This window comes from Phenylobacterium sp., assembly GCF_036263695.1.
Classification (GTDB): Bacteria; Pseudomonadota; Alphaproteobacteria; order Caulobacterales; family Caulobacteraceae; genus Phenylobacterium.
On the sequence record NZ_DATAGM010000323.1, the window covers coordinates 1 to 11005 of the forward strand.

Annotated in this window: 13 protein-coding genes; 4 read left to right on the forward strand and 9 right to left on the reverse strand. The window is 69.1% G+C overall.

What is annotated here, in order from left to right:
* Window positions 1-205: 205 nt before the first annotated feature.
* The gene (locus tag VHK87_RS13180; RefSeq protein ID WP_329635356.1) at window positions 206-1408 is read right to left on the reverse strand and encodes an acyl-CoA dehydrogenase family protein; all 1203 of its coding nucleotides are present in this window, start codon (window positions 1406-1408) and stop codon (window positions 206-208) included.
* 100 nt (window positions 1409-1508) lie between these two features.
* Complete coding sequence (locus VHK87_RS13185; RefSeq protein ID WP_329635357.1) at window positions 1509-2192, reverse strand: TonB family protein; 684 nt, start codon at window positions 2190-2192, stop codon at window positions 1509-1511.
* 100 nt (window positions 2193-2292) lie between these two features.
* On the opposite strand from VHK87_RS13185, the gene VHK87_RS13190 reads away from it, so the two are divergent.
* The gene (locus tag VHK87_RS13190; protein ID WP_329635358.1) at window positions 2293-3024 is read left to right on the forward strand and encodes an endonuclease/exonuclease/phosphatase family protein; all 732 of its coding nucleotides are present in this window, start codon (window positions 2293-2295) and stop codon (window positions 3022-3024) included.
* Here VHK87_RS13190 and VHK87_RS13195 read toward each other — a convergent pair.
* Together VHK87_RS13195 and VHK87_RS13200 are read right to left on the reverse strand one after the other, a co-directional pair.
* A complete protein-coding gene (locus VHK87_RS13195) occupies window positions 3002-4489 on the reverse strand; it encodes a phospholipase D-like domain-containing protein (RefSeq protein WP_329635359.1) in 1488 nt (495 codons plus the stop codon). The two genes, VHK87_RS13190 and VHK87_RS13195, sit on opposite strands and share 23 nt — an antisense overlap.
* Before the next feature lie 428 nt (window positions 4490-4917).
* The gene (locus tag VHK87_RS13200; RefSeq protein ID WP_329635360.1) at window positions 4918-5283 is read right to left on the reverse strand and encodes a hypothetical protein; all 366 of its coding nucleotides are present in this window, start codon (window positions 5281-5283) and stop codon (window positions 4918-4920) included.
* 175 nt (window positions 5284-5458) lie between these two features.
* On the opposite strand from VHK87_RS13200, the gene VHK87_RS13205 reads away from it, so the two are divergent.
* From VHK87_RS13205 to VHK87_RS13215, 3 genes are all read left to right on the forward strand, one after another.
* Window positions 5459-5884, forward strand: a complete 426-nt coding sequence (locus VHK87_RS13205; RefSeq protein ID WP_329635361.1) for a PaaI family thioesterase — start codon at window positions 5459-5461, stop codon at window positions 5882-5884.
* Window positions 5881-6099: a DUF1289 domain-containing protein gene (locus tag VHK87_RS13210; RefSeq protein WP_329635362.1), complete on the forward strand. Its 219-nt coding sequence runs from the start codon at window positions 5881-5883 to the stop codon at window positions 6097-6099. The genes VHK87_RS13205 and VHK87_RS13210 overlap by 4 nt, the downstream gene beginning before the upstream one ends.
* Window positions 6100-6226: 127 nt before the next feature.
* Window positions 6227-6742: a TIGR02281 family clan AA aspartic protease gene (locus VHK87_RS13215; RefSeq protein WP_329635363.1), complete on the forward strand. Its 516-nt coding sequence runs from the start codon at window positions 6227-6229 to the stop codon at window positions 6740-6742.
* On the opposite strand, the gene dusA is transcribed toward VHK87_RS13215, so the two are convergent.
* The 5 genes from dusA to VHK87_RS13240 all read right to left on the reverse strand — a co-directional run.
* Window positions 6739-7698, reverse strand: a complete 960-nt coding sequence (gene dusA, locus VHK87_RS13220) for a tRNA dihydrouridine(20/20a) synthase DusA (RefSeq protein WP_329635367.1) — start codon at window positions 7696-7698, stop codon at window positions 6739-6741. The genes VHK87_RS13215 and dusA overlap by 4 nt on opposite strands.
* A gap of 60 nt (window positions 7699-7758) precedes the next feature.
* Window positions 7759-8226: a hypothetical protein gene (locus tag VHK87_RS13225; protein WP_329635364.1), complete on the reverse strand. Its 468-nt coding sequence runs from the start codon at window positions 8224-8226 to the stop codon at window positions 7759-7761.
* Window positions 8227-8253: 27 nt separating this feature from the next.
* On the reverse strand, window positions 8254-8592 hold the full coding sequence (locus tag VHK87_RS13230; protein ID WP_329635365.1) for a hypothetical protein: 339 nt from the start codon (window positions 8590-8592) through the stop codon (window positions 8254-8256).
* A 452-nt stretch (window positions 8593-9044) separates the two neighbouring features.
* On the reverse strand, window positions 9045-10652 hold the full coding sequence (locus tag VHK87_RS13235; RefSeq protein ID WP_329635366.1) for a carboxylesterase/lipase family protein: 1608 nt from the start codon (window positions 10650-10652) through the stop codon (window positions 9045-9047).
* A gap of 23 nt (window positions 10653-10675) precedes the next feature.
* The coding region (locus tag VHK87_RS13240) for an AMP-binding enzyme (protein ID WP_414694148.1) at window positions 10676-11005 on the reverse strand (330 nt) is incomplete at its 5' end.

An 11005-nucleotide genomic window follows, 5' to 3' on the forward strand; every position in this document is an offset into this window, starting at 1 on the left:
AGGATGCCGAGCTCGTTGGCGAACGCGCTCCAGACCTCCGGCCGCCAGCCCGCCTCGGCCTTGATCACCGCCCGGCGCTTCTCGAAGTCGTAATTGTCCGCCAGGTAGCTCGCGACCGTGTCGCGCAGCATCGTCTGTTCGTCGGTGAAGTTGAAGTCCATGAGTTAGGCGGCTCCGGTTGGAACTTTGACTGACGCGGGCGGGATCAGAGCCCCAGCACCATCTTGGCGATGATGTTGCGCTGGATCTCGTTGGAGCCGCCGTAGATCGAGGTCTTGCGGCCGTTGAAGTACTCGCCCGCCACGCCGCGGGCGTAGTCGGGACCCACGCCCATGTTGGCGCCGTCCTCGCGCAGGTAGGGCGCGCCGTAGTGGCCCGCCGCCTCGAGGGCGAGTTCGTTCAGCCGCTGCTGGATCTCGGTGCCCTTGATCTTGAGGATCGAGCTTTCCGGGCCCGGGCCCTTGCCGCTGGATTCCCCGGCCAGCGTGCGCAGCTCGGTGAACTCCAGCGCGGTCAGGTCGATCTCCAGCTCGGCGAGTTTGCGGCGGAAGAAGGCGTCCTCGATCAGCGCCCCGCCGTGGTCGCCGCTCTCGGTGGCGGCGACGGTGCGCAGCTTCTCCAGGCCCCGCTTGGAGCGGGCGACGCCGGCGATGCCGCTGCGCTCGTGCGCCAACAGCGCCTTGGCGCAGGTCCAGCCCTGGTTCTCGTGGAAGATCCGCTGGTCGACCGGCACCTTCACGTTGTCGAGGAAGACGTCGTTGACCTCGTGGCCGCCCTCCAGGGTGATGATCGGACGGACGGTCACGCCCGGGCTCTTCATGTCGATCAGCAGGAAGCTGATGCCCGACTGCGGCTTGGCGTTAGGGTCGGTGCGGACCAGGAAGAAGCCCCAGTCGGCGTACTGGCCGAGCGTGGTCCAGGTCTTCTGGCCGTTGACGATGTAGTACTCCTTGCCGTCGTCGCCGGTGACCCGCTCGGCGCGGGTCTTGAGCGAGGCCAGGTCCGACCCGGCGCCCGGCTCGGAGTAGCCCTGGCACCACCAGACGTCGCCGTTGTAGATGCCGGGCAGGAACCGCTTCTTCTGCTCGTCGGTGCCGAAGGTGTAGATCACCGGGGCCAGCATCGAGAGGCCGAACGGCAGGGTCGGGAGGCAGTCGGCGCGGGCCAGCTCCTCGTTCCAGATGTACTTCTGGGTCGGCGTCCAGCCGGTGCCGCCCAACTCCTTCGGCCAGCCCGGCGCCACCCAGCCCTTCTTGGCCAGCACCTTGTGCCAGGCTAGCTGGTCTTCCTTGGTCAGCGGCTCGCGCGCGTCCTGCTTGCGGCGCAGGTCGGCGGGATAGTTCTCGGCGATGAAGGCCCGAACTTCGTCCCGGAAGGCCAGGTCTTCGGCGGAATAATCGAGGTTCATCGCGCGTGCTCCTGTGCCCGCAAGCAACCGGCGCCCGCGGCGAAGTGGCACGTTTAGCCCCGCGCCTTCGGCTTGGGAAGCATTGACGTTAACGTAAAGGTCAGCGTGAGGGCAGCGTGAACCGTATCGGCAGGCGGAACACGCCTCCTGCGATGCCCGCATCCTTCACATACCTCGGCTTGAGCTGGAACTTCGCGGCAAGCTGCAACGCCGCAATGCCAAACGCGGCCGTCGAGGGCTGCTCGCTCACGACCGAGCAGGGCCGTAGCCGTCCGTCGCCGCCGATGATGCAATCCACCGTGCCGCTGCCCTCGACATGGGCCCGCACGGCGTCATCCGGGTAGGCGCCGACCATATCCATGACCCCTGGAAGCTTCGCCCATTGTGATCGCGGGATGTCCCGGATCCAGCGCGGCCGCCCCTCGCCTTCAGCCGCGCCGCCCAGAGCGCCAGCGAGAGGAAACGACATCGCAACCTCGACGGCGCCGCTGCTCGCAAGCAGCTTGTCTCGGGACGGTCCGCCCAGCCTGTACCATCGGGCGAGCCCCAGCGCCGCGTCCCCGAACCCCCAACCCTCGGGCGCCTCGGACACCACGATGCAATCGCTCAGGCTCCCTCCTTCCGAGATCGCACACCGCACCGTCGCGGCTCCGCTCACCGACGCCTGCCGCGCCGCCACCGGATGGTAACGGTTCAGGTCCGCTTCGCGCGGCTTGGCGAGCCAGTCGGACGAAGCGGGAGCCACGACGATCGCGGACGCGGCCGCCAAAGCGATCACCTTCATCACTACTCCACCGTGAATTGTCCGCGAACACTGCTACGGGAACCGGCGACAGCCAAGCCGTCTTGTCATCGCCGCAGGACCCGCGCAGAACTCCCCGCCCATGCCTCGGATCGTGACCTACAACGTGCACCGCTGCGTCGGCGCAGACCGCCGGCTCGACGTGGAGCGGGTGGGCACGGTGCTGGCCAGGCTCGAGCCGGACATCGTCGCCCTGCAGGAGCTGGACGTCGGCCGGGCCCGCACGGGCGGGGTCGACCAGGCCCACGAGATCGCCAAGCAACTGGAGATGCAGTGCCACTTCCACCCGGCCATGAAGGTCGAGGAGGAGCTCTACGGCGACGCCATTCTGACCCACCTGCCCGAGCGCCTGATCAAGGTAGGGCCCCTGCCTGGCTACCATCGCATGCCGCAACTGGAGCCCCGCGGCGCCCTCTGGATAGAGGTGGAGGTGCAGGGCAAGCCGGTGCAGATCATCAACACCCACCTCGGCCTCGTGCCCCGCGAGCAGCAGCACCAGGCCTCCTGGCTGGCCGGCCCGGAGTGGCTCGACCACCCGAACCGGAAGGGCCCGACCATCCTGCTGGGCGACTTCAACGCCACGGCGACCTCGGTGGTCTACCGCACCCTAACCGCCCGCCTGGAGCCGGCCCGGCGGCTGGCGCCGCGCAAGACGCCCACCTCGACCTTCCCCTCGCCGCTGCCGGTGCTGCGCATCGACCACATCTTCGTCTCGCCGGAGATCAAGGTGCTGGACGTCTTCGTCCCGTTCGAGCCGCTGCACCGGCTCGCGTCCGACCACCTGCCGCTGGTCATGGACTTCGAGGTGGGGTGACCGCCGGGCTCTTCCCGCTCTGGTTGGCGACCAGGCGAGCCTCGGCGTAGACCTTCTCCCGCCGCCGGCCCAGCCGCCAGCTGTCGCCGGCGTTGGCCGGATCGCCGATGTGGTAGGCCGCGATGAATTCCCCCAGGGCCGACATCTTGCGCGGCACCAGGGGCACGAGCCGGCCGTCCCGGTTCAGGGCGTCGATGGCGGCGCACAGGCCGCCGTGGTCGACCCGCGCCTTGGCCACGGCATCGCCGGTCACCGCCATGAAGTGGCCGACCAGCCGGTCGCGGAAGGCGGTGATGTTGATCCGGTCGTCCGGCTTGTCGCCCAGCACGGTCAGCTCGCACTCGGTGTCGAAGCCGCCGGAGCGGTTGTTGAGGTTGGCCGATCCGACCCGGGCGAAGGCGTCGTCGATCACCGTCACCTTAGAGTGGACGATGATCACCGAGCCGCCGGTGGTGATCGGATAGTAGGCCCGGAAGCGGCCGAAGATGTCCGCCGCCTTCAGTCGCCAGATCATCGTCGATCGGGCACGGTCCATGGTCAGCTGGTCGAACCAGCTGGGGCTCTTCCCGGTCGAGATCAGCACCACCTCCGGGCCGTTCGGCTCGGTCAGCCGCTCGGCCAAGGCCTCGACCACGGCCGGGGCGGTGAAATACTGGTTCTCCAGGTAGATGACGTCCTTCGCCGCCCGGATGGAGGCCAGCGTCAGCCTGCGGATCTCCTCCACCGCCGGCTGGTCGCGCCAGGCAGGGTAGGTCCGCGCGATTCCGACCTCCACGTCCGTCAGCGCCGCCGGGACGTGGTGCGGCCAGGGATCGCCGGCGCTCGGCTCGGCCGGCGGGACCTCGTCCCCGGTGGCGTGGAGCCAGCGTTGGCGGCAAAGCTCGCCCAGCGCCGCAGCCGCCGGCCCGTCCACGACCATCATCACCTCGTGCCGCGGATCGTGGCACTCCTGCCGCGGCATCATCCGGCGCTGGTCGTTCTCCAGGTGGGCGGCGGTGTCCCAGCGGTCCACCGAGATGTCGCCGCCGCCGCAGAAGGCGACCTTGTCGTCGATCACCAGCACCTTCTGGTGATGGCAGGCGCCGAACGGCACCGCATCGTCCAGCCGGAACTTGACGCCCGTGCCCTTGAACCAGCGGCGGGCCTTGTGCGGGAAGAACTCCTGGCTGGCGCTGATCGGCAGCGCCGAGTGCCAGATCAAGAGGCGGATATCGAGCTGCGGCCGCTGGCGGGCCAGCTCGATCAGCACCCGCCCCACCTCGTCCGGATCGTCAGGTCCGTCGTAGCCGTCCGGGAACAGCCGGGTGCGCGGGTCGAACCCCCAGCCCAGCAGGTGAATCGACCGTTCGGCCTTCATCATCGCCTCGAAGGCGGCGGTGAAATAGGCCTCGGTGTCGATCAAGAAGGCCGCACGCGCCGCCCGCTCCCTGCGCCAACAGGTCTCGCCGGGGATGAGGACGCTCATTCACTTCCTTGCCTCGACGCCGCCGCCCGGCGCGCGCCGAATGTAAGCCTTGCCGGCAAGGTGGGTTCCGCCGCCGCGGCGCGCAAGAAAAAGCGCGCCCCGGTCAGCCGGGGCGCGAGTTTCAGGGGCATCGGCCACGAGTTGCGGCCGACATCGGCGCCCGCGGGATGCGGGAACGCCGAACTCACTGGCTGGCCGCCGCCCGGCCGCGCGCCCGGCGCCGGCGGATACGAAAAAGAGGCGCCCGGAGCGATCCGGGCGCGAGAGTTGGCGACAATCGGCCCTCCGCGAGGTCGCGAGCGGAAGGCAGGGGTCTTGGGACGGACCGCCGGCTCTAGCTGCCCAGGAGAGGCCCGGAAGGTCTGCTCACTCTTCCGGGCTAGGCGCCGGCGGTCCGCCCCAAGCCTCTCTCGAGGCAGAGAGAGCTCTTAGGACGCTGGGGTGGCGTTGGACTTCGCGGCCGTGCCGGTGGTGCGCTCGCCCAGGAACACCTGGCAGACGCCGCCGAGCTCGGCGTCGATCTTGGCTTGCTTCTGGGCGCTGTCGCTACGGGCGTCGCGGGCCGCCCTGGAGGCGGCGTCGTCGGCCATGCGCTTGACGGTGGCGTGGCGACCGCGGCCTTCCTCCTTGGTCACCGTCTTCAGGGCCTCGGCGTCCGAACCCCCCTTCGCCGAGGCGATGGCGTGGCAGCGGCTGGCCTGGATGTAGTCCACGTCGCTGATCCGGGCGGACGCGGCGGTCCCCCAGGCCGCAACTGTGGCGGCGGCGGCGATGGCGAGAGCGGCGGTGCGCATGGGTGTCTCCTCGAAAAAACTGACGAGGACAGGGTGTCAGCACCACCGCAGAGTTCAAATGAACTTCCGTCAATAATCGCGGAGTCTACATTAATATTCGCTCATGTTGGTCAGGTATCCACATGTAACATGAATTTCTTGTCATCTTTCCGGCTACATGCCATTCGGAGGCCCGATGACCCCGCTGAAGCTGACCGGCCCGCAGGTCCAGGCCCTGATCCAGAGGGCCTTTCCCAAGGCCGATCCCGACCGAATGCCTAAGGTGACCGACGCCGAGCCCGGCCGGCTGCGGATGGTGACCCCGTTCCAGCCGGAGATGCTGCGGCCGGGCGGTGTGATCGCGGGCCCGACGCTGATGAGCCTGGCCGACACCGCCGCCTACGCCATCGTGCTGGCGCATGTGGGGGAGCAGCTGATGGCGGTGACCAGCACGCTGACCATCCATTTCCTGCGCGGCGCTCAGCCCGGCGACCTGACGGCCGACACCAACCTTCTTCGCCTGGGCGCCCGCAGCGCCGTCTGCGACGTGCGCATCTGGACCGAGAGCCCGGACGCCCTGGCCGCCCACGCCACCGTCGCCTACGCCCTGCCCGCCTCATGAGCGACCGCCCCGCCCCGCCCGAGCCGATCCGCACGCCCTGCGTCCAGGTCTGCGCCGTCGACGGCGAAAGCGGCCTTTGTCTGGGCTGCTACCGCACACTCCCCGAGATCGCCGGCTGGGCGAAGCTCAGCGAGGCCGATCGCGAGAGCCTGATGGCCGAGCTGCCCTCCCGCCGCAGCCGTATCCGGCCGGAGAAGCTCGCCATCTTCGGCTGAAGCGCGCGCCGTGGGCCCGTAAACCCCTCGGCAACTTCCGATTCACCGGATGCAAACCCCGCCGGGCCTAACTTGACGTCCAATAAGGCCGTAAAGGCCGAGCCTTTGGTGAGGCAGGGTGTCGGATATGTTCAGGTTCGTGATGCTGGCGGCCGTCAGCGCCATCTCCGCCGTGGCGGCCGCCCAGGCGGTGACCCACTTCGAGGCGCGCCAGCACGAGCCCCGTGCGGCCGTCGCCCAGGTGCAGATGACCGCACCCGAGCCTGCGGCGGTCGGCCAGGCCGCCTCCATCGCCAAGGCGGCCGACGGTCACTTCTGGGCCGAGGCCGACGTCAACGGCCGCCGGGTGCGGTTCCTGGTCGACACCGGCGCGAGCGCCGTGGCCCTGACCCTCGTGGACGCTCGCCGGCTCGGCCTCGACCCGACGACCCTGAACTACGAGTACAGCGTGCAGACCGCCTCGGGTCAGGCCAGAGCCGCCCAGGTGAAGCTCGACAGCATCTCTGTGGCCGGCGCGCGCGTCGAGGACGTGGAGGCCTTCGTCATCGAGAGCGGCCTGGAGACCTCGCTGCTGGGCATGACCTATCTCGGCCGCCTCTCCCGCTTCGAGGCCAGCCGCTCGGCGCTGATCCTGCGGCCCTAGGCCGCCGCCTCGACCTCTTCCGCCGCGCCGCGGACGGCCGCCAGCGCACGCTCGATCACGTCCAGACCTGCGCCCGCCTTGGCGCCCTCCACCGTCAGAATGCGCCGCCAGGCCCGCGCCCCGGGGCGCCCGTGCATCAACCCCAGCATGTGCCGCGTCATGCCGGCCAGGTGCGCGCCGCGTGCCAGCCGCTCGGCGACGTAGGGCAGGTAGCGCTCCACCGCAGCGAACGGGTCGACCACCTCCCCCTCCCCGAAGATCTGCACATCCGCCTGCCCCAGCAGCGCCGGCGTGTGGTAGGCCGCCCGCCCCAGCATCACGCCGTCGACGTGCGCCAGGTGCGCCTGCGCCGCCTCCAGGTCCGGAACGCCGCCGTTGATGACGATGGTGAGGTCCGGCCGCTCTCGCTTGAGGCGGTGCACCAGCGGGTAGTCGAGCGGCGGGATGTCCCGGTTCTCCTTCGGCGACAGGCCCTTCAGCCAGGCCTTGCGCGCGTGCACCACGAAGGTTCTCACCCCCGCCTGCGCGCACAGGTCCACCAGCCGGAACAGCGCAACTTCAGGATCCTGTTCGTCCACCCCGATCCGGCACTTCACCGTCACGGGGACCTTCACGGCCGCGCCCATGGCCGCCATGCACTCGGCGACCAGCTCCGGCTCGCGCATCAGGCAGGCGCCGAACGCCCCGCTCTGCACCCGGTCCGACGGGCAGCCGACGTTGAGGTTGATCTCGTCGTAGCCGAGGTCCTCGCCGATCCGCGCCGAGGCCGCCAGGTCCTTCGGATCAGACCCGCCGAGCTGCAGCGCCACCGGATGCTCCGCGTCCGAATAGCCCAGCAGCCGCTCCCGATCCCCGTGCAGCACCGCCCCGGTGGTCACCATCTCCGTGTACAGCAGCGCCCGCTTCGACAGCGTCCGGTGCAGGACCCGGCAATGCCGGTCCGTCCAGTCCATCATCGGGGCAACGGAGAGCCTGTGGGGCGGGTGGTGCAAGAGCGATCCTCGGCGGCGCGCGGCCTAATAGCTCAAGAAGCTGTCGAGCCCCAGAAGCTCATGGATTTGTGCAACGTCGGACGCCGCCCGCACCTGATCAAGCAGCGGCACCAGGATCTCGTCTCGCTCGTCTTCCGCGCAGTAATACTCCGATGTCAGCTCGACGGCCGCTGAGGCGCGCGCCTTGATCTCCTCCAACGTGAGCGGGGTCATCTCCTCCAGCACCTGCTCGATACGAAATCGAGGCACGGCGGTAAGTAGAAGGTCGATGAGCCAAGGGACCAGCGGTCGAGCTCGCCCTAGTCGGCGGATCGAGCGCACAAGCCATCGTCGGCCTCGCGAGTCGACCAGCTCCATGTCGAGCTGCATGTTCTTCTTCAACGTCATGGAACCGCACGACGTCAGTGTATCAAGGTCCGGAAACCCCCAAATGTCGCCGTCGGGCGTGAATCCGAGAACCGGGAACACCATGTCCGCCTCGGATGACTTCATCGGACTTTTCCCTGCAGCGGCCAAAGGTCAGCGCCCTGACCGCGGCTTCCTCGGCGGCTGAAATGGCTGGCTGAGATTCTCCCACGTGTCGGCGGCACGCGCCGCGATGCCGGTCGGGACCGCCTTCTGCCAGTCGGTGGTCCCGTACCACACGCGGCGAACTGGATCGTACCTGGGCTTGCCCTGCCAGCTGCCGGTCAGCCTCCGATGCTGTGCTTGCGGCATCACCTTCAGCAGCGCGTAATGATTGCGTGGATCTTGCGCCGTGCGGCTCTTGCCGTTCAACGGGATGGTGTGATGGACCTCGTGTTTTGGAGGAACCATCCCGCGCGCCTTCATCTGCTTTGCGGAGGCATTCGCCGACACAGACCCCTTCTTCAATACGCCAATACCTCTGCTGGCGGCTCGCGCCCCCTTCACTGCGACGCCGACCGGCCGTACGTCCGCGACCGCCATGGCCGTGTTGAACGCCGCGCCCGCGTAGTCACCCTCCTGCAGGTCGGCGGCGGCCTCCCAGGCAGGTCCGACGACCGGATGAAGGATCGGGCGAGGTTCGGCCGTCGGATCTTCGGTCCCTTCTGAAAATCCTCCAGGGACTCGCGTGCGAGATCGTACGGAGACAGAAGGCCAGGAAGCCCCTTCAGATCCTTCATTCCGGCGGGCATCTGGGATCGCGGGCGCGCATAAGGCATTCGTGCCAACCACTCCTCAAACTGAGATTGATTGTCGCCCGCCCGGGCGAGGTGGCCGACACCTCTGCATGATCTCTCGCGCGCTGAAGCTTGTCAAGAACGAATCAAGAACGAGGGGGCGCGCCGCTACTCCGCCGCCCCGTCCTCAGCACGTTCCGCCCATATCTCCACCAGCCGCCGCCGCGGGTCCTCGACCGCGCTGCTGGTCGGCGTCCCGAACACCATCGTCGTGCGCTTGACCAGGTCATACACAGGCCACGCCCGCGTCTTTTGGTTGTTGGGATCGCCCTTGGCGGCGAGGGCGACGAAGGCCGAAGCGATCTCGTCCGCCAGCCGGCGGTTGTCGGCTATCGGGCCGGCGAGCGGCATGCGGATGTCGTGCATGGCGTAAGCGACGTCGACGCCGTGGGTCGCGCCGTAGCGGCTGCCGAAGGCCGGGCTGGGGGCGGTCCAGAGATAGGCCCACACGGGCGCCGCTCCCTGCTGAGCCTTGCGGTCGGCCATGATCCGGGCGCTCTGGCGGAAGGTGGCGTCGGTGACGACGCGGGCATTGATCAGGTAGGGCGTCGCCTTCGGGTCCTCGTCCCGATAGGCGGTCAGGATCTCGTCCGCGCGAGCCCCGGCGCGGGCGGTGAGGTTCTTCCGCACCTCCTCCCAGGTCATGCCGAAGTTGGCCTCGCGGTAGGTCCGCTCGTCGAGCACCGTGGAGACGATCAGCGGAATGTTCGCCGACTCCGCCGGGGCGGCGGGATCGAACGGATGATGCGGAATGGCCGCGCCCAGCACCGGCGCGAACGAGCGCGGCGCCTCGCCCCGCGCCCGCTGGCCGGCCTCGAGCTCGGCCTGGGCGGCCAGGATCGCGCTCCACGGCAGCGCCTGCAGTTCGCGGATCTGCGTCGCCTTGAGGCCGAGCTTGCCGAGCAGCTGCTCGGACGCCATTCGCGCATCTGCCCGGCTCATCGCCGTCAGCCGCGAGCCGCTCATCACCGCGGCGCTGGAGAACAGCCCCTTGGCCGAGGGCATGCCGAGCAGGTGGCTGACCTTGGCCCCGCCGCCGGACTGGCCGAAGATCATCACCCGCCTGGGATCGCCGCCGAACGCCTCGACGTTGCGCCCCACCCAGGAAAGGCAGGCGACCAGGTCCTGCATGCCGACAGAGCCGGAGTCGGCGAAGTCGCCGCCGTCTCCCAGGTGCAGGTAGCCGAAGGCGCTCAGGCGGTGGTTGACGGTGATCACCACGCAGTCGCCGAAGCGGGCCAGCATCTCTCCGTCGCCGCCGGGCGAATTGCTCGAGCCGCCGTAGAAGCCGCCGCCGTGGAAGCGGACCAGCACCGGCTTCTTCGCCGCGCGGTCCAGGCTCGGCGTCCAAAGGTTCAGGACCAGGCAGTCCTCGCCCATGCCGCCCGGCTGCATGTCGTTGAAGATCAGGTCGGCGTAGTCCCGCCGGCGGTCGGCCGGCACCTGGGGCGAAATGTTGCCGAAGTCGAGCGCGTCGCGAACGCCCGCCCACGGCTTCAGCGGCTGCGGCGGGCGGAAGCGGTTCGTCCCGGCCGTGCTCTCGGCGTAGCGCACGCCGCGGAACACCTTCACGCCGCCGGACGTGAGGCCCCGCAGCCGGCCCTCGGCCGTCTCGACCACGGGGAACAGGTCGGCCTCAGCCGCCCACCCCCGCGACAGGCCCGCAACGCCGAGCGCGGCGCCGGCGGCCAGCAGGCCGCGCCGATGAATGTTCATCTTCCCCCATCCCCTCGTTGTCGCTACGCCGTCTGCGGCTGCGCAGTCTCCCAATAGGCGTCGCGGATCAGGCGCTTGTAGAGCTTGCCGGTCGGGTGCCGCGGCAGCTCCTCCATGAAGTCGATCTGCCGGGGCAGCTTCACCGATGAGAGGTTGGCGCGGCAGAAGGCGGTCAGCTCCGCCGCCAGCCCCTCGCCCGCTTCCGACCAGTCCATCGGCTGGATCACCGCGACCACCTTCTCGCCCATCTCTTCGTCGGGGGCGCCCACCACGGCGGCGTCGGCCACCTTGGGATGGGTGATCAGCAGGTTCTCGATCTCCTGCGGGTAGATGTTCACCCCGCCGGAGATGAT